The sequence below is a fragment of the Paenibacillus methanolicus genome (assembly GCF_008124765.1).
Taxonomy (GTDB): Bacteria; Bacillota; Bacilli; order Paenibacillales; family Paenibacillaceae; genus Paenibacillus_Z; species Paenibacillus_Z methanolicus.
The window spans coordinates 250,396-268,319 of sequence record NZ_VNHS01000010.1 but is presented as its reverse complement, the minus strand read 5'-3'; the positions used below and the strand labels follow the sequence as shown (position 1 = coordinate 268,319).

Annotated in this window: 15 protein-coding genes and 1 riboswitch; of the genes, 10 read left to right on the top strand and 5 right to left on the bottom strand. The window is 56.3% G+C overall.

The window, feature by feature from the left end; genetic code table 11:
- Window positions 1-13: 13 nt before the first annotated feature.
- The 3 genes from BCM02_RS25435 to BCM02_RS25425 form a co-directional block, all read right to left on the bottom strand.
- Entirely contained in the window at window positions 14-949 is a 936-nt protein-coding gene (locus BCM02_RS25435; protein WP_148931937.1) for a cation diffusion facilitator family transporter, read from the bottom strand.
- A 163-nt stretch (window positions 950-1,112) separates the two neighbouring features.
- A complete protein-coding gene (locus BCM02_RS25430) occupies window positions 1,113-1,925 on the bottom strand; it encodes a histidinol-phosphatase (protein WP_148932071.1) in 813 nt (270 codons plus the stop codon).
- A 379-nt stretch (window positions 1,926-2,304) separates the two neighbouring features.
- Window positions 2,305-3,207 (bottom strand): LysR family transcriptional regulator, encoded by a 903-nt coding sequence (locus tag BCM02_RS25425; RefSeq protein ID WP_148931936.1) that lies wholly within the window; start codon window positions 3,205-3,207, stop codon window positions 2,305-2,307.
- A gap of 250 nt (window positions 3,208-3,457) precedes the next feature.
- Between BCM02_RS25425 and BCM02_RS25420 the strand changes: the two genes are divergently transcribed.
- On the top strand, window positions 3,458-4,729 hold the full coding sequence (locus tag BCM02_RS25420; protein WP_148931935.1) for an MFS transporter: 1,272 nt from the start codon (window positions 3,458-3,460) through the stop codon (window positions 4,727-4,729).
- Between the two features lie 118 nt (window positions 4,730-4,847).
- Here BCM02_RS25420 and corA read toward each other — a convergent pair whose 3' ends face one another.
- Window positions 4,848-5,783: a magnesium/cobalt transporter CorA gene (gene corA / locus BCM02_RS25415; RefSeq protein WP_148931934.1), complete on the bottom strand. Its 936-nt coding sequence runs from the start codon at window positions 5,781-5,783 to the stop codon at window positions 4,848-4,850.
- 473 nt (window positions 5,784-6,256) lie between these two features.
- Window positions 6,257-6,364, top strand: a riboswitch (SAM riboswitch).
- A gap of 131 nt (window positions 6,365-6,495) precedes the next feature.
- Between corA and metA the strand changes: the two genes are divergently transcribed.
- The 4 genes from metA (at window position 6,496) to mqnC (ending at window position 11,329) form a co-directional block, all read left to right on the top strand.
- Window positions 6,496-7,413, top strand: coding sequence for a homoserine O-acetyltransferase MetA (metA, locus tag BCM02_RS25410; RefSeq protein ID WP_148931933.1), 918 nt, complete (start codon window positions 6,496-6,498; stop codon window positions 7,411-7,413).
- A 93-nt stretch (window positions 7,414-7,506) separates the two neighbouring features.
- Window positions 7,507-8,667 (top strand): PLP-dependent transferase, encoded by a 1,161-nt coding sequence (locus BCM02_RS25405; protein WP_148931932.1) that lies wholly within the window; start codon window positions 7,507-7,509, stop codon window positions 8,665-8,667.
- A gap of 6 nt (window positions 8,668-8,673) precedes the next feature.
- On the top strand, window positions 8,674-9,861 hold the full coding sequence (locus BCM02_RS25400) for a MalY/PatB family protein (RefSeq protein ID WP_148931931.1): 1,188 nt from the start codon (window positions 8,674-8,676) through the stop codon (window positions 9,859-9,861).
- A gap of 328 nt (window positions 9,862-10,189) precedes the next feature.
- Window positions 10,190-11,329 carry a cyclic dehypoxanthinyl futalosine synthase gene (gene mqnC, locus BCM02_RS25395; RefSeq protein WP_148931930.1) on the top strand — a complete coding sequence of 380 codons (1,140 nt, stop codon included), beginning with the start codon at window positions 10,190-10,192 and terminating at the stop codon, window positions 11,327-11,329.
- 80 nt (window positions 11,330-11,409) lie between these two features.
- Here the strand turns inward: mqnC and BCM02_RS25390 are convergent, their stop codons facing one another.
- Window positions 11,410-12,528 carry a GGDEF domain-containing protein gene (locus BCM02_RS25390; protein ID WP_148931929.1) on the bottom strand — a complete coding sequence of 373 codons (1,119 nt, stop codon included), beginning with the start codon at window positions 12,526-12,528 and terminating at the stop codon, window positions 11,410-11,412.
- A gap of 148 nt (window positions 12,529-12,676) precedes the next feature.
- Between BCM02_RS25390 and BCM02_RS25385 the strand changes: the two genes are divergently transcribed.
- The 5 genes from BCM02_RS25385 (at window position 12,677) to BCM02_RS36400 (ending at window position 17,901) form a co-directional block, all read left to right on the top strand.
- The gene (locus tag BCM02_RS25385; protein ID WP_148931928.1) at window positions 12,677-13,645 is read left to right on the top strand and encodes a putative sporulation protein YtxC; all 969 of its coding nucleotides are present in this window, start codon (window positions 12,677-12,679) and stop codon (window positions 13,643-13,645) included.
- 356 nt (window positions 13,646-14,001) lie between these two features.
- Window positions 14,002-15,939 carry a threonine--tRNA ligase gene (gene thrS / locus BCM02_RS25380; RefSeq protein ID WP_148931927.1) on the top strand — a complete coding sequence of 646 codons (1,938 nt, stop codon included), beginning with the start codon at window positions 14,002-14,004 and terminating at the stop codon, window positions 15,937-15,939.
- Between the two features lie 81 nt (window positions 15,940-16,020).
- Entirely contained in the window at window positions 16,021-17,058 is a 1,038-nt protein-coding gene (locus BCM02_RS36685) for a 3D domain-containing protein (RefSeq protein ID WP_425466206.1), read from the top strand.
- Window positions 17,059-17,182: 124 nt separating this feature from the next.
- The gene (locus tag BCM02_RS25370) at window positions 17,183-17,707 is read left to right on the top strand and encodes an RNA polymerase sigma factor (protein WP_148931926.1); all 525 of its coding nucleotides are present in this window, start codon (window positions 17,183-17,185) and stop codon (window positions 17,705-17,707) included.
- A 71-nt stretch (window positions 17,708-17,778) separates the two neighbouring features.
- Window positions 17,779-17,901, top strand: a complete 123-nt coding sequence (locus tag BCM02_RS36400) for a hypothetical protein (RefSeq protein ID WP_281288231.1) — start codon at window positions 17,779-17,781, stop codon at window positions 17,899-17,901.
- Window positions 17,902-17,924: the final 23 nt, after the last annotated feature.

Below are 17,924 nucleotides of genomic sequence, written 5' to 3'. Positions count from 1 at the left end.
ATGACAACTCCTTCTATGATTGCTGCGATCGCTGCAGGAAGCGCCGGCCGTATTCGCCGTGCGGATGAAGCCGCGCGTGCTCGGTCTGAATGGTCGCGTGCTCGATGCCGTAGCGCTCGCGCAGCGACTCATGGATCGCGAGGATGACGCAGTATGGCTGGATTTCCTCGCGGACGAACACATGCGCGGTCAGCGAATAGTGATCGGTGGAGATCGCCCACAGATGCATCTCGTGGACATCCTCGACGCCTTCGACTTCCATCAGCGATGCCCGCATTTCGTCCAAATTAAACTTAGCCGGCACGGCCTCCATCAGAATCGAATAGGCTTCACGCATGATGCGCCAGCCGCCGGCGAATATAATTCCGCCGATGACGATGCTGATCAGCGGGTCGACGAACAGCCAGCCCGTGAACAAAATGATGACGGCCGAGACGATGACGCCGATCGAGCTGAGCAGATCGCCGATGAAATGCCATAGCGCGCTCTGGACGTTCAAGTTCGGCTCCTCCTTGACGCTGCGGCTCAGAATGACGGTCAGGACGATATTGACGATGAGTCCGATCGCGGCGATCGCGAGCATGAGCGGGAAGTCGATCGCTTGCGGATGGACGAACCGGCGGATGCCGGCGATGAAGATGCCGACCGCGATGACGGCCAGCGCCAATCCGTTCAGGAACGAGGCCAGAATCTCAAAACGCAAATAACCGAACGTGTACTTCGCGTTCGGTTCCCTTCGGGCAAAATAAATGGCCGTCATGCTGAGGCCGAGCGCGATGACGTCGGACACCATATGCGCGGAGTCCGAGAGCAGCGCGAGCGAATTGCTGAGCAGGCCGCCGACGAGCTCCACGACCGTGAAGAACAAAGTGAGGATTAGCGTTGTCCATAACGACCGCCGGGAAACCGCCTGGTGTTTCACATGCCCAAGATGATGGTAGTCGTACATGGCCATCCGCTCCTTTATTTGTTACACAAATGAAATAGTTCTGTTACCGTCCTTTCATACAAAGGGGCTATTATAATAAACAAGACCCCCTTTTAATAATATATGGTTTGGGACCTGCAGCGTGCAGGTCCATTTTTTTTTGCCCTTGTCGGCGAGCCGTCCCTTACGGGATCGGCACGACGATCGGCTGCTTTTGCTTGTAGTACACCCATTCTTTAAAGCCGATTTCCTTCAGCCGCTTCTGCACGAGCTCCCACTCGTCGCCTACGCGGGACGGCTTGTGCGCGTCGGAGCCGAAGGTGACCGGAACGCCGTAGAAACGCGCGCGCTCCAGAATGGCGTCGGATGGATACCAGCCGCCGCATTCCTTCGTGCTGCCGGACGTGTTGATCTCGATGGCGACGTTGTAGCCGGCAATCGCCTGCAGCGTCCCGTCTATCGCTTCGTTGGCCGGAATATGGGAGAAGGCCGGAAAATAGCCTTTCATGGCATCGATATGGCCGAGGATCTGAAACACGCCGCTTGCTGCCGACTGGCGGATCAAGTCGTAGTAGTGGGCTTTCTCCTCGATCTGTTTCGTTTGCGTGACGCCTTTCCACCGGTTGCGGTTGAAAATGCTGATGCCGCGCGTTTGGTGCACCGAGCCGATGATGTAATCGAACGGATGCTTGTCGTACATGCTGCGGTACAAGTCGATATGCTCCGGATAGAAGTCGGACTCGATGCCGAGCAGGACGTCGATTTTGCCCTCGTATTTGGCTTTGAGGCGCAGCACTTCGCTTATGTAATTCTCGAAATCGCTCTTCGCCATGGCGATGCCCGGTTGGGGTTGATCCTCTTCGCTCGCGAAGTATGGGGAATGGTCGGAGATGCCGATCGCGGTCAACCCCGCTTCGATGCCCGCTTGGATGTATTCCTCGATATTGCCGTCGGCATGGCCGCATCTGAAATGGTGCGTGTGCAAATCGAATTTGATGGTCGTCATGGTATCTACCTCCGGGTTATGGATTGAGCAAAAGGGGCTGCGCGGGTCGGGTGGTAGCTGCGATCGCTGTTGTTGCCGGATTCCATTGAACAATTTATCGAGGTGGGAATCCGTCAACAAAGGCGAACGCAGGCGCTTCTTCGCTAACCACCGTCCCCGCTTCGCGGTTTTGCTCTTGGTTTGTAAGCAGGACAATCGCGTGCCTTGTTTGCGCGATTCGATTTTTTCTCCAGCACAATGCTGCCCGCTGCTGTCGCAACGTTCAATCCAATGTGTCTTGTCATAATGCTGCCGATACTACCGTACCGGCAAACCAATATTCCTCTAGCACAATGCTGCCCGCTGCTATCGCAGCGTTCAATCCAATGTGCTACTCACTACTAATAAACTGCGCCTCCGGCATGCCTTTTAGATCGCTGAGAAACTGGTGCATCGCCGAGTTGAGGTACCGCCCCGACTTGTAGATGACGCCGACGGGGTGGAACATTTCGAGCTCGGCGACTTTGATCATCTTGAGGGTGCCGAGTTTGACTTCGTTGGCGACGGCGAGCTTGGACACGACGGCCGCGCCGAGGTTGAGCTCCGCCATCCGCTTCACTTCCTCGCTGCTCGACAGCTCCATGACGACGTTCGGCTGGATGTTGTACCGGCGGAAGATCTGGTCGATGAACTTACGGCCGAGCGCGTCGGGCGAGAGCATGATCATCGGGATATCCTTGAGCGATTCGACGGTGGTATGGGTCAGTCCGCTCATCGGATGATTCGGCGCGACGACAAGCTCATACGTATCATAGTACAAAATAGAGGATTCAATGTTAGGATTGCGTTCGGACAAATAATTAATGCCGATATCGACCGTCCCGTTCTCGACGGCGGTCGTCACTTGCGAAGATGGCATGGATTGAATGGTGGTCTTGATAAGCGGGAACTGATCCTGAAAATACGACAGGACGCGCGGTAAAATCTGAATGGCGATCGACGTTGTCGTTCCGAGCACGATATGCCCCTGCGGATTCTGATTGAGATCCGACAGCCTGGATTTCATCTCCTCGACGATCGCGAGAATTTTCTCGGCATGCTCCAGAAAAACTTGCCCGCGGTCGGTCAGCGTGACCGGCTGGTTGCGGTCGATCAGCACGGTGCCGAATTCGTCCTCCAAGCTTTTAATCTGGGCGGAGACGGCAGGCTGGGTCAGATTGAGAAGCTCGCCGGCTTTCCGAAAACTCATCGTTTTCGAAATCGTCTGCAGCGTTTCCAGTTGGCTAATGTTCACGGAATCCCTCCTTTGTCGATTAAACTTTTTTATCACCGTATACCTCTATTATAAAGGAACATGCCATTATGGGCAAAACCGGAAAGCAGCCCCTTTCTGAAGATTTGCTGAATACGCGGCGGCGGCGGGCAACGGACGTTATTTCTTTACAGGAACTTTAGGAGGAAATATCCGGTACATGTCGAAAGGATGGCTAGCGCGGTAAAACCCGGCGATGATCTGCCCGATCTTCTTGGAGGAGGACTAACACGTGAACCGTAAATCGATCAGGAGCTGGCTAATGTACGACTGGGCGAATTCCGCGTTCGCCACGACGATGCTGGCGGCGGTCATGCCCATCTATTACAAGAGCGTAGCGGGCCAAGGGCTCGAAGGCAATATGGCGGAAAATTATTGGGGGTATACGCAGTCGGCCGGCATGCTGCTGGTGGCGGTGCTGTCGCCGGTGCTCGGCGCGATCGCGGATGCCTCCGGCTCGAAGGTGAAGTTTCTGGCCGTCTTCGCGTTCATGGGGGCGCTGGCCAGCTCGGGGATGGCGCTTGCGGGCGAAGGCGATTGGCTGCTGGCCTCGATACTCGTTATTCTGGGCACCCTCGGCTTCTCGGGAGGCAATACGTTCTACGACGGGCTGTTGACCGATATTGCGGGACCGGAAGAGCGTTCGGCGATCAGCTCGAGGGGTTATGCGATCGGCTACTTGGGCGGCGGCGTGCTGCTCGCGGTGAACGTGGCGATGATCATGGGACACGACATGTTCGGTTTCCCGGACGAGACGACCGGCATGCGCGCGGCGTTCCTGACGGTGGGCATCTGGTGGCTGCTCTTCTCGATCCCGCTCTTCCGGCACGTGAAGGAGCGTTCGAGACCGCATGTGCAAGGCGGAATCGGCGTCCATATCCGCGCCGGCTTCGGCCGGATCGCGCACACGTTCAAGACGGCGCGGCGTTATCCGGAGCTGTTGAAGTACATGATCGCGTACTGGTTCTTTAACGACGGGATCAACACCATCATTACGATGGCGACGATCTACGGGGCCGGCATCGGGATCGGCACGAGCCATTTGATTATCGCGCTGCTCATCACGCAGTTCGTGGGCTACCCGAGCACGCTGCTCTTCATCCCGCTTGCCCGCCGGATGGGCGATAAGCGCGCGCTTTACCTGTCGCTCTCGATCTACTTGGTCATCGTCGTGCTCGGCTACTTCATGACGAGCGCGCTTCACTTCTATATTCTCGCGTTCATGGTCGGTCTCGTGCAGGGCGGCAGCCAGGCAATTTCACGCTCGCTGTACGCGAACTTGACGCCGCCTTCGCGGTCGGCGGAGTTTTTCGGCTTCTTGAGCCTCTCGAGCAAGTTCTCGTCCGTGGCCGGTCCGCTGATCTTCGCGGTCGTCGGGACGCTAACCGGGTCCAGTCGCATCGCGATCGTCTCGGTTGCGGCGTTCTTCATCATCGGCATGGTGCTGCTGCGCTTCGTCGATCTGGAGAAGGGCGCGCGGGAGGCGCTGGCCGGCGAAGCTTGATGCATCGTTCATGACCGCAATCCATGTACGCCAAAAAATCCGGCTTGCGCTACTCCGATCCGATCGGAATGGCGCAAGCCGGATTTTCGTTTAAAGGCCGTAGCGGCGATTCGTTGCCTCAGAGCCAATCTTTCTTTTTGAACAGATAGAACATCCCGAGCCCCAGCGTCACCATGATCGACAGCAAGATATACGAGCCGCCGTGGATATGCGCGCCGGGCAAATAATCGAAGTTCATCCCGTACACGCCCGTGAGGAACGTCAGCGGCATGAAGATGACCGTAATCGCGGTGAAGACGCGCATGATTTCGTTCGCCCGGTTGGACAGGCTGGACTGGTACGCTTCTCGCAAGTTGCCCATCAGATCGCGGTACGTCTCGAACGTCTCGGTAATCTTCACGGCATTCTCGTAAATGTCGCCGAAATACTTCTGCAGCTGATCGTCGACAAGCCGCAGATCTTTCTTGTTCAGCGTGCCGATCACGTCGCGCTGCGGGCCGAGCATTTTCTTCAGCCACAGGATTTCGCTTCGCAGACCGATAATTTCGTTCAGATGCGATTTCTTCGTATGCATCAGAATATCTTCTTCCAGCGACTCGATCCGGTTCTCGATCCGGTCGCCGACGGCGAAGTAGTTATCGACGACGATGTCGATCAGATGATAGAGGAAGCGGTCGGGCCGCGTCACTTCTTCCTCCCATAGAATCGGCTTCAGGACGCGCAGCTCGTGAATCTTCTGTTTCGTAACCGTCAAGATGAAATGCCGTCCGAGAAAAATGTTGAGGGCGCGCAGGAAAATTTCTTCGTCGTCGAAGCGGATGCTGTTAATAACGATAAAATAATGCCCTTCGTAAATCTCGATCTTCGGACGCTGATCCTCTTCGCTGAGGCAGTCCTCGACGGCCAAGTCGTGCAGCGCGAACAGCGGCTGCAGGATGGCCAAATCTTCGGTGTCCGCATCGATCCAATAGAAACCGTCGGCCGGCGCGACGAGCGTGGTATTAATATCTTCAACCGGCGTAAACACGCCTTGAGTGACATGTCGGATCTTCATTCGTGCTCTCTCCCTTCATCCATGTTGCTTTCGTTCCCGGATGCCGGATCTCGAAGAGAGCCCGCTGTATACTTCCACGCCATGCTTCTGGTCGAAGCCGTCTATGAAAAACTAGGCGGCGCTGAGCGAACATAGTTGGAGCCTTGAGCGGACCGCTTGCTTCGGTTCCGGTCGTTCACGCGGTTGCCCGCAGGCCTCGGGTCGCCTTCCATATTCGTCAACACCCCTTTGTCGTCGTCTTTGAAAATGAGTCTTATTTTGCGCATAATCCTTGTCTAGTATACTCTGCCCGCGACATTCCATACAAGCGTTAAAAAGGCGAGCGAAACGCCCTTCCTGTACGATATGCGGCGGCATATTTTCGGTTCGCGGACGGGTCGGGTTTTTCGCGCAAATCCCGCTTGACGGCAATAGACGTTTGCATTAAAGTAAAGCTTGTAATCGCGAAACGTACAATTAAATACGTATTAGCTTTCTTATCAAGAGCAGGCGGAGGGACTAGCCCGATGAAGCCCGGCAACCGGCCAAGAGCACGGTGCTAATTCTTGCGGAGACTTATTTAGGTTTCTGGGAGATGAGAGGCGCATGAGTGTACCCATTATGCCCCTTCTTATCCAGAAGGGGCTATTTGCCTTATCATTTTCCCGGTACTCCTCTCACCCGCACCCTTCATGACGATCGTTAGAGCCGTAATTTCAAAGGAGTGATCGAGATGCCAATTAAAGTACCGGACAATTTGCCAGCCAAAGAAATTTTAGCGCGAGAGAATATCTTCGTCATGGACGAAAGCGTCGCCTACCATCAGGACATTCGCCCGCTGCGAATCGCGATTTTGAACCTGATGCCGACGAAGGAAACGACCGAGACTCAGCTGCTGCGCCTGATCGGCAACACGCCGCTGCAGGTGGAGGCGGTGCTGCTCCATCCGAAGACGCACACGTCCAAGAACACGTCCAGCGAGCATCTGGAATCGTTCTACAAGACGTTCGACGATATTAAGCACGAATACTACGACGGCTTGATCATCACCGGAGCGCCCGTCGAACAGATGCCGTTCGAGGACGTGAATTATTGGGAAGAATTGAAGGATATCATGGACTGGAGCGCGCGCTGCGTGACCTCCACGCTTCACATCTGTTGGGCGTCCCAAGCGGGACTCTACCACCACTTCGGCGTGCCGAAGTATAATTTGGACGAGAAGATTTTCGGCGTCTACCCGCACACGATCCACAAGCGCAACGTGCCGTTGACGCGCGGTTTCGACGAATTGTTCTTCGTGCCGCAGTCGCGACATACGGAGGTGCGCGCCGAAGACATCGAGGGCATCGAGGATTTGGAGATACTCTCCACATCCGAAGAAGCGGGGGTCTACCTCGTCGCCTCCAGGGACGGCAAGCAGGTATTCGTGACCGGCCACTCGGAATACGATCCGCAGACGCTGAAGTGGGAGTACGACCGCGACAAGGCCAAGGGTCTTGCGATCGGCGTGCCGAAGAATTATTTTCCGAAAGACGATCCGACGCTCGCGCCGCTCTCCAGCTGGCGGGCGCATGCGAATTTGCTATTCTCCAACTGGCTGAACTATTACGTCTACCAGCAAACGCCGTACGAACTCGGAGCAGGCATCTAAACTTATTCCCCGCCCAGGCAGCAGGATGAAACAACGATGAAGGGGAGCCGCGCTCGCATCCTATCCGAACCTAACCAAAGGAGCCCGAGACTTATGAAAATTGAAAGCCGCTTAGCCCAAATCGGATCGGTACAAGAGCCGGTTACCGGATCCGTCAGCTACCCGATCTACTTGGCCACCGCCTTCCGTCATCCGAAGCTTGGGGAGAGCACGGGATTCGATTACGCCCGCACGACGAACCCGACCCGCAAGGTGCTCGAAGAGGCCGCCGCCGAACTCGAATCCGGCGACCGCGGATTCGCTTGCAGCTCCGGCATGGCCGCGCTGCAAACGGTGTTCTCGCTGTTCGGACAGGGCGATCATCTGATCGTGTCCCTGGATCTGTACGGCGGCACGTACCGATTGCTGGAGCGGATCATGAGCCGATTCGGCGTGACCGCATCGTACGTGGATACGAACGACCTTGATGGCATCGCGCAGCTCTGTACGCCGAATACGAAGGCGGTGCTGATCGAAACGCCGACCAATCCGCTCATGATGATAACGGATATCGAGCGTATCAGCGCGTGGGCAAAGTCAAAGGGACTGCTGACGATCGTCGACAATACGCTGCTGACTCCGTTCTTCCAACGGCCGATCGAGCTGGGCGCGGACATCGTCGTGCACAGCGCGACCAAGTATTTGGGCGGCCATAACGACGTGTTGGCCGGACTGATCGTGACGAAAGGCAAGGAGCTGTCCGATCAGATGGCGTTCCTGCACAACTCGATCGGCGCCGTGCTCGGCGCGCAGGATTCCTGGCTGCTCATGCGCGGCATGAAGACGCTCGCCCTGCGGATGGAACGCCACCAGGCGAACGCCACCGCGGTAGCCGAGTGGCTGCTGACGCACGAGGCGATCGACGAGGTGTATTACCCGGCGCTTGCGCATCATCCGGGTCATGATATTCAGTCCCGCCAATCGTCGGGCAATACGGGCATTTTCTCCTTCCGCCTGAAGGATGCCCGTTATGTCGAGCCGATTCTGCGTCACATCAAGTTGATCGCGTTCGCGGAAAGCCTCGGCGGCTGCGAGTCGCTCATGACGTATCCTGCGGTGCAGACGCATGCGGACATTCCGGAGGAAATTCGCCGTCAGATCGGCGTCGACGACCGTCTGCTCCGATTCTCCGTCGGCATCGAGCACGCGGACGACATCATCGCCGATCTCGGCCAGGCGCTGGAAGCCGCGAAGCGCGAGATCGGGGAGGCGTAAGCATCCATGGCGCATCAGTACGATTTCGACCGCAGAATTAACCGGACGGGCAAAGGCACGTACAAGTGGGATCAATCGGAGAAGCTGTTCGGGCGCAAGGACATTTTGCCGCTTTGGGTGGCGGATATGGATTTCGAGCCGCCGAAGGAAGTCGTGGAGGCTATCGTGGAGCGGGCGCAGGAGGGCATCTACGGTTATACGATCCGCACCGAGGCTTATTATGAAGCGATTGCGGGCTGGATGTCCCGCCGGCACGGCTGGAACGTGGCGCACGAGTGGATAACGTCCAGCCCCGGCGTCGTGCCGGCGCTCAGCTTGATCGTCATGGCGTTCACCGAGCCGGGAGACGGCGTCATCTTGCAATCGCCGGTCTACTATCCGTTCTACGACGTCATTAAGATGAACGGACGCAACGTGCTCGATAACGCGCTTATCTTGAACGAGGAACGCTTCGAGATCGACTTCGACCTGCTGGAAGAGCAGGCGAAGGAAGCGAAGCTGATGCTGCTCTGTTCGCCGCACAATCCGGGCGGACGCGTCTGGACGCGCGAGGAGCTGACGCGCATCGGCGAGATCTGTCTGAAGCACGGCGTATTGATCGTAGCCGACGAGATTCATCACGACCTCGTCTTCTCCGGACATAAGCATACGGCGTTCGCGTCGATCTCCGAGGCGTTCGCGCAGCAGTCGTTCACTTGCGTCGCGACGAGCAAGACGTTCAATCTAGCCGGCCTGCAAGCGGCTTCCGTGATTATTCCGAACGCCGAGCTGCGCCGCAAGTATAACTACCTGCTTAAGACGCTGTCGATCCATATGGAGAGCTTCTTCGGCCAGACGGCCGTCGTGGCCGCGTATAACCACGGCGACGAGTGGCTGGATCAGCTGCTCGTGTATCTCGAGGACAACCGCGACTTCCTGATCGATTACGTCACCCGCGAGATTCCGCAGGTGAAGCCGATGAAGCCGGAAGGCACCTACATGGTATGGCTGGACTGTCGGGCGATATCGGAGAACCCGCAGGAGCTGAAGAAGCTCATGTTCGAGCGGGCCGGCGTGGCGTTCAGCGAGGGCTCGGTATTCGGCCGGCAAGGACAAGGCTATCTGCGCGTGAACCTCGCGTGCCCGCGATCGCTGCTGGCCGAGGCGCTCGATAAGTTCGCGCAAGCCGTGCGCGAGACGGTAGCCGCGCAATAAATCTAAAATCGTTTTGGTTTAAACTTCCAAGCGAAGGTTTCTCGAATGACAGCGACTTTTGTAGGCTTGTTTTCACCGCTAAATAAGTTACACAATAAAGGAAACAAGTCTACAACGGGAGCGTCATCGAGAAACCGGAGCCACCAACGGGAGCGTCATCGAGAAACCGGAGCCACCAACGGGAGCGCCACCCGAGACAACCGGAGCCACTTATCCGCCGCAGTTGCCTTTTTGTCCAAGGTGACTGAGGCGGGCTTTTTGTGTTACGATGGATAGGAAGGTTAAGGAGCGAGCGCGAGCTCGAACGGAAGAGGAGGGTCCCTACTATATGAACCAAGTGGACCGTATTTTACAACAAGCGCTGAACGGTCAGCGCCTCATGCAAGAGGACATCATTACGCTTTTCGAATCCGACGAGATCGAGAAAATGGGGCATGCCGCCAATCAGATTATGATCCGCAAGCATCCCGAGCCGATTACGACGTTCGTAGTGGGGCGGAACATTAACTATACGAACGTCTGCGACGTGTACTGCCGCTTCTGCGCGTTCTATCGCGCGCCGGGCAACGCGGAAGGATATGTCCTCTCGGACGAGACGATTTTGCAGAAAATTCAGGAAACCATAAATGTCGGCGGTACGGAAATTCTGATGCAGGGCGGGACGAACCCGAACCTGCCGTTCCAATATTATGTGGACATTTTGCGCAAAATCAAACAGCATTTCCCGCAGATTACGATGCATTCCTTCTCGCCGGCGGAGATCCACAAGATGAAAGAAGTATCAAACGGCTTGTCGCTGGAGGAGGTCATTCGTCAAATCCACGAGGCCGGACTCGACTCGCTGCCGGGCGGCGGCGCAGAGATTCTCGACGACCGGACGCGCCGGAAGATCAGCCGGTTGAAGGGCTCGTGGACCGACTGGATGGACGTAATGAAGATCGCCCACCGCATCGGGATGAACACGACCGCGACGATGGTCATCGGCTTCGGCGAATCGATGGAAGAGCGCGCGCTGCATCTGCTTCGCGTCCGCGACGCGCAGGATGAGTGCATCGCCAATGGCTACGACTCTAAAGGCTTCCTGGCCTTTATCCCGTGGACGTTCCAGCCGGACAATACGAACATGAAGCGCGAGAAGGCGACGCCGGAAGAATACTTGAAGACGCTGGCGATTAGCCGATTGACGCTCGATAATATCGACAACTTCCAGTCGTCGTGGGTCACGATGGGACCGGAGATCGGCAAGCTGACGCTGAGCTACGGCTGCAACGACTTCGGCTCGACGATGATCGAGGAGAACGTCGTCTCCGCCGCGGGCACGACGCACAAGGTCAACATCAGCTCGACGCTGGACATTATTCGCGAAGCGGGCAAGATCCCGGCGCAGCGCAACACGCGCTACGAGATTCTACGGGTATTCGACGACGTCAACGCGAAGGTCGAGAACGATTTCGTCATGCAAAACTAAATCCGACGCATTCGGAACGCATACCAAAAAGCTGCACACCCGCCATGGCGGATGTGCAGCTTTTTTTGCAGTCAGCCCGCTTAAGCGAGCTGACTGGCATGCATCGTATCTTTCGACGGCACGACCGTCTTGTTCTTGCCCGTATGCTTGGCTTCGTACAGCGCTTCGTCGACAAGATGGAAGAAGCGTTCTTTGCCATCGTTCCGGGCGTAGTCCCCGATCCCGATGCTGACGGTGACCGAACGTCCGCCCAGTTGTTCGTGCGGTAAGCGAGAGACGTGGTTTCGGATGCTCTCCACCGCTTCGTACGCTTCCTCGAACGTAATGTCCGTGAACAACACCGCGAACTCCTCGCCGCCGTATCGGGCCACGAACGCGTTGACGTTGACGTTCGCGCGAATCGTCTCCGCGACGCGGGTCAGCACGGCGTCGCCGGCGCGGTGGCCGTACGTATCGTTGATTTGCTTGAAGTTATCGATGTCGATGAGCGCCAGCTGTACGGGTACTTCATTGCATTCGTGCTGTTCAATCAGCCGTTCAAAAAATTCGTGAAACGTGATGTGATTGTACAGGTCGGTTAAGGCGTCGGTCTTCGACAGCTTGTCCATCCAGACGTTCTTGACCAACAGGTCCCGGTTCGTTTCGAAATACGTCTGCAAATTCGCCATCAACTCGCGTCCGCGCATGAGAATGCCCCCGGCGATCAGCGTGAAGAGCAGGAACATGATGCTGATCGTCGTCAAGCTGACGGCCGTCAAGTAAGCGTTCATCGCCGGCATCACCGCGTAAAGCGTATAAAGCGTGGCGATCGTGACACAGAAGGCGAACACGAGCTTCCGCATGTGGAAGTAGAAGATGGACACCATGACGGGCAGGAAGAGCGCCAGCAGCAGGTAGTTGATGGTATCGTGTATGTAGACGATCGCCGCCGACAGCAGGGAGGAAGTAATAATCATGATGTAGTCCTGGTATTTGCCTCGCAGCAGCTTAATCCCGGTCTCGGCCGCAAGTAGGATCCCGAGCAGGATAATCGTGGGTCTAACGATGTATTCCGTAATGAAAGTGGTTCTGGCTACCCCGGCCACCGTTAGCAAATACAGGCATTCCAAGAAGAACGTAATGATCAATATGGACCAGAACCCGTTGAGGAGCATGCGGTTCCAACGTGCTCGGTTATAGTCCAGGTTCTCATAATTCATTGGATTCACTCCAGCAATATACGACTATAGACAATAATCATACCACGAATACGCTTTAATTCCAATCAATATCCAGCAGTCCCACCGCTTGTATCGTATATCTGCTTTTGCGCAGCCATATACTGATTAAGGAAGGAGGAATGATCGTATGGAACTACTCACGGTTTCGCTCATGTCCGCATCGGATGAGACGATGGAGAAGTTGGAGCAAAACTTGCACGATGAATTCGCCGCTTTACATAGCACGACTAACCGAAAGCCCCGTTCCGCCGTTCGCATGGAGCGGGAAGAGCAGGCGATCCGCTTTTTCGCGGACCTGCACGATTTTCATCTGGAGAAGGATGGCCCTCCCGTATACCGTAAGACGGCGTCGGCGCTTGCTGGCTATATCGTCGCCGAACTGGAGCCGCTGCTCATCAAGGCGATCATTCGGAAGCAGTTTCACTACGAGGATCCTCAAGAGGCCGAAGCAATCGAGCGGTATTGCCGAAATTTGCTCGATGGCGCGCAATTCGCGGGCGAGGAGAGCGAGCCTGCCGGCGCGGAAGCGGATCGGCTGCGAAGGAAGCAGAAGGTCGCCTCCGAGATCGAAGCCTTTCTCGCGGAGAATACCCGCATCCATTTGGACGGATTCGTCACATTCCGACTAGCCCCTTATTGGGAAGAACTCCGGGAGATTACCGCTTACGCCATCGATGAATACGTCATGGATAAGCAATATCAGGAATTTATATCGCTGCTAAAATATTTCGTTCGCATGCAGGAAGTCAAACTTCCGATCGTTCACGTGTTACATAAAGGCGGCAGCGAATTCGCGCTGTACGACGAGCACTTCGAGCTGCTCGATGCCGCGCCGGCGGACCGGATCGTCGTCGACATGCTGGAATCCGAGATGAACATGGAAGATATGATCGTCAGCACGCTCATTACCGTATCGCCGAAGCAGATCGTCATCCACACGAGGCAGCCGGAGCTGGCCGTCATGCGCACGCTGGAATCGATCTTCGAGAACCGCGTCCGCTTATGCGTAGAATGCGGCCATTGCGGCACTTATTTCGGCGAAGGCGAGCAGGAACAGCTGCCGGATCTCCCGCGCGCGCAGCGAATCCGGACTTGACCGGCATAATTGCGGTTGATTATAATACGCTTAAGAACAGCATTGACAAAGACATGTATCCGCGGATGCGCCCGTTCCAGAGAGAGGAAACCCGGCTGAAATTTCCTTACGCCGGCGGCTGTGGATGTACCCCTTTGTAGCTGTCTGGTTGAAAGGCCGAACGCCGAAGTAAGCCAGACCGGGACATTCCCGTTACAGAATGCCGAAAGGACCAGCATACAAGCGTACGCACGGTCGAACTAGGGTGGAACCACGGGTCTGACAAGCACTCGTCCCTTCTGCGGGATGAGTGCTTTTTTGCGTGCATTCCATCCCGCGCATGGCTTGAACCAAGTCGAAAAGGAGATCAAACAGTCATGGCGATTCAAGTAAAACTGCCGGACGGCGCCGTCCGGGAATACGAGCAGGGCGCGACGATCGAAGACGTAGCCGCCTCCATCAGCAGCGGACTGAAGAAGAATGCGGTGGCGGGCAAACTGAACGGAAAGGTGGTCGATCTCTATACGCCGGTCGTGCAAGACGCGACGGTCGAGATCGTGACGCTGGACTCAGCGGACGGACTGGAAGTCTACCGCCACAGTACGGCTCATCTCATGGCCCAGGCGATCAAGCGCCTGTTCGGCAAGACGGACGTCAAGCTCGGCATCGGACCGGTGATCGAGGACGGCTTCTATTATGATATCGATCTTGAGAACCCGATCAGTTCCGATGATCTGGCGAAAATCGAGAAGGAAATGGAACGCATCGTTCAGGAGGATCTGCCGATCCGCCGCCGCGTCATCGGCCGCCAAGAAGCGATCGCGACGTTCACCGAGCTTGGCGACCCGCTAAAGCTGGAGTTGATTCGCGATTTGCCCGAAGACGCGGAGCTGACGATTTACGATCAGGGCGAATTTTTCGACCTGTGCCGCGGGCCGCATTTGCCATCTACCGGCCGCATCAAGGCGTTCAAGCTGCTTAGCGTGGCGGGCGCGTATTGGCGCGGCGATTCGAAGAATAAAATGCTGCAGCGGATTTACGGCACGGCGTTCCCGAAGAAAGCGCAGCTGGACGAGCATTTGCATTTCCTCGAGGAAGCGAAGAAGCGCGATCACCGCAAGCTCGGCCGCGAGTTGAAGACGTTCACGTTCGCCAGCGAAGTAGGCCAAGGGCTGCCGATCTGGCTGCCGAACGGCGCGACGATCCGCCGCACGATGGAGCGTTATATCGTCGACCTGGAAGAGAGACTCGGCTATCAGCACGTGTATACGCCGGTCCTGGCGAACGTGGAGCTGTACAAAACCAGCGGACACTGGGAGCACTATCAGGAAGACATGTTTCCGAAGATGGAGCTCGATAACGAAGAGCTTGTGCTCCGTCCGATGAACTGTCCGCACCATATGATGGTCTATAAGAGCGATCTGCGCTCTTACCGCGATCTGCCGATCCGCGTCGCCGAACTTGGCACGATGCACCGCTACGAAATGTCCGGCGCCTTGACGGGTCTGCACCGCGTGCGGGCAATGACGCTCAACGACGCGCATATTTTCTGCCGTCTGGACCAAATCAAGGAAGAGTTCGCGCGCGTTGTCAATCTGATCCGCCAAGTCTACGAAGACTTCGGCATCAAAGACTATCGTTTCCGTCTCTCGTACCGGGACCCTAACGACACCGAGAAGTACTGGCCGGACGACGAGATGTGGGAGACGACGCAGCGCATGCTGCGCGAGGTCGTCGAAGAGCTCGGTCTGCCATTCTATGAGGCGGAAGGCGAAGCGGCGTTCTACGGACCGAAGCTCGACGTGCAAATCAAGACCGCTCTTGGCAAAGAGGAGACGCTCTCGACCGCTCAGATCGACGTGCTGCTGCCGGAGCGCTTCCAGCTGGAATATATCGGCGCCGACGGCAAGAAACACCGTCCGGTCGTTATCCATCGCGGCATTATCAGCACGATGGAGCGGATGACGGCGTTCCTGCTCGAGAATTTCGCGGGCGCCCTGCCGCTCTGGCTGTCTCCGCTGCAGGCCAAAATCATCCCGGTCTCCATCGCGTACGAAGGCTACGCGCGCGAGCTGGAGGAGAAGCTGAGACTGGCGGGCATTCGCGTCGAATCCGATCTGCGCAACGAGAAGCTCGGCTACAAGATTCGCGAGGCGCAGCTGGAGAAAGCGCCTTATATGCTCGTCGTGGGCGAGAACGAAGCGAGCTCCGGCATGGCTTCCGTGCGCAAACGCGGCGAAGGCGATATCGGCGCCAAATCCGTCGATGAGATCGTATCGCTCCTGCAGGATGAAATCCGGACCAAGCGCATCTAATCGCATCACCATCTAACGTTCGTTTTTGCATAAAGCTTGTCGCAATGGGGGAACCTTCGTCTTAAGGAGGAGTACACCCAGATGTTGACAAGCTTTTTGTCGTTCAAACGCTTGATCGCGGCGTGCGCGGCGGCGGCGGTCGTCCTGTCGGCGGCCGGCGTTAACGGGGTTCGGGCGATGGCGCAGGGCATGCCCGCCGGCACGGCCGTCAAAGCGGATCAGCCGGATAAGAAGCCCAAGCAGAGCGGAGCCAAGGACGCTGTCGCAAAGCACCAAGCCAAGGCGGCAAAAATAAGCGGAACGACCAAGACGAAAACGGTCAAGGCGAAGGCTGCCAAAGCGAGCAAAAAGAAAAAAGCGAGCCGCTCGGCTCACACGATAAAATCGACGCGATCGGCCAAGAAGTCCAGCGCCCATAAAGCGGCCAAAGGAAAACAAGCGGGGAAGACCGCCAAATCGAAAAGGACAAAAGCGGGCAAAAGCAACAAGACCCGGAGTAAAAGAACGGCGAAGACGAAACAAACGAAAATAACCAAAATACCGGTTCAAAAGAATACGTCGAAAAAGAAAGCGCAGCAGCCGGCCTCTGCCAAAACGTCGCGAAAAGCGAAAGAGCCGCGGAAACGCGCCTCCGGGCATTCCGCTGCGGCAGGAGCGCGCGTCGGGGCGGACAAATCCGCGAGAGCGGTCCCGGCGTGGAGTGGCAAAGCGCTTAAGCATGTCAAAGTGATCGCGACAGGCTATACGGCTGGCGTTGAATCGACAGGCAAGCGGCCAGGGCACCCCCAATACGGGATTACTTATTCCGGGGTCAAAGTACGGCGTGACCTCGTCTCGACCATCGCGGCGGATCCGAAGGTGTTTCCTATCGGAACGCTTCTTTACGTGCCGGGATACGGCTATGCCGTCGTCGCCGACACCGGCTCGAAAATAAAAGGGAAAAAGATCGATTTGTACTTCGAAACGAAGAAGCAGGTTTATAAACAGTGGGGCAAACGAACGGTCACGGTGCAGGTGCTGCGTCGTGGCGGAGGTAAGCTGACGGAGGCTTGGCTGAGGTCATTGAACGACGCGGTAATCGCAGAAAAGCCCATTCCGTCGGAGCTTTTGGAATCCTAGGAAGAACATGGAAAAAGCGCGGAACAACAAGGGGTTGACCGCGTTTTTTTCTTTTTTTTGTCATATTGTTGTGGTAGAATAACTTCTGCAAAACGTTGTCATCAATCAGATGGAGCGGATCAGAATGGATTTGATCGGTGAAGACGATGGAGCGGCCTTTGAACTGTACGAAGCGAAGCTGCGGGAGTTGTACAACCAGATGATCCGGGTCGCCTATGCCAGGCTCAGCAACAAGTCCGACGCGCAGGATGCGGTTCAAGAGGCTTGGCTGCGCATGCTGCAGAGCAGGGATTCGCTGCGGGAGGCGAGCAAGCTGGACGCTTGGGCGAAGACGATCACGGCGAACGTGGCGCTCAATATGAATCGTCATACCGCCAGGATGCTGACGGTGGCTGACAACGAAGAGCTGTTGTCCTCGGCGGGCGATACGCCATCCGCCTACGAGGCCGAGCTTCTGCTGGAGATTTCCGAGCTGCTTGGCGAACTTGATCCACGGTCCCGAACGATGCTGCTTTATAAATTCTATTATGGGTTTAAAGACCAAGAGATCGCCGAGGCGCTGCAGCTTCCGGTCGGCACAGTGAAGGCTAGAATTCATCGTACGAAAGCACTTCTTAAACGAATGATGCTGGAGCAAACGAACGTCTGATTGACAAGCTTTTCCGTACATACAGTAGTGGGCCCCCTGCCATACTATGTCATGTACGGGAGGTGATCAAAGTGGCGAAGAAGAACAAGCAAGTGAATGCATCCAATCAATACAACGCCGAGTTTGCGGAAGAGAACGCGGCGAACACGGCCAATTCCGCTGGCAAATCCGCTCAGCAGAAAGCGGACAAATAAGCGCGGCCGGATACTTAGCGAAC

Excerpts from the sequence above, each read along its gene's own strand:
- BCM02_RS25370 (WP_148931926.1), top strand. The coding sequence starts at position 17,183 with ATGGATTTGATCGGTGAAGACGATGGAGCGGCCTTTGAACTGTACGAA.
- BCM02_RS25390 (WP_148931929.1), bottom strand. The coding sequence starts at position 12,528 with ATGAATTATGAGAACCTGGACTATAACCGAGCACGTTGGAACCGCATG.
- BCM02_RS25400 (WP_148931931.1), top strand. The coding sequence starts at position 8,674 with ATGGCGCATCAGTACGATTTCGACCGCAGAATTAACCGGACGGGCAAA.
- mqnC (WP_148931930.1), top strand. The coding sequence starts at position 10,190 with ATGAACCAAGTGGACCGTATTTTACAACAAGCGCTGAACGGTCAGCGC.
- BCM02_RS36685 (WP_425466206.1), top strand. The coding sequence starts at position 16,021 with ATGTTGACAAGCTTTTTGTCGTTCAAACGCTTGATCGCGGCGTGCGCG.
- corA (WP_148931934.1), bottom strand. The coding sequence starts at position 5,783 with ATGAAGATCCGACATGTCACTCAAGGCGTGTTTACGCCGGTTGAAGAT.
- BCM02_RS25405 (WP_148931932.1), top strand. The coding sequence starts at position 7,507 with ATGAAAATTGAAAGCCGCTTAGCCCAAATCGGATCGGTACAAGAGCCG.
- thrS (WP_148931927.1), top strand. The coding sequence starts at position 14,002 with ATGGCGATTCAAGTAAAACTGCCGGACGGCGCCGTCCGGGAATACGAG.
- metA (WP_148931933.1), top strand. The coding sequence starts at position 6,496 with ATGCCAATTAAAGTACCGGACAATTTGCCAGCCAAAGAAATTTTAGCG.
- BCM02_RS25385 (WP_148931928.1), top strand. The coding sequence starts at position 12,677 with ATGGAACTACTCACGGTTTCGCTCATGTCCGCATCGGATGAGACGATG.
- BCM02_RS25435 (WP_148931937.1), bottom strand. The coding sequence starts at position 949 with ATGTACGACTACCATCATCTTGGGCATGTGAAACACCAGGCGGTTTCC.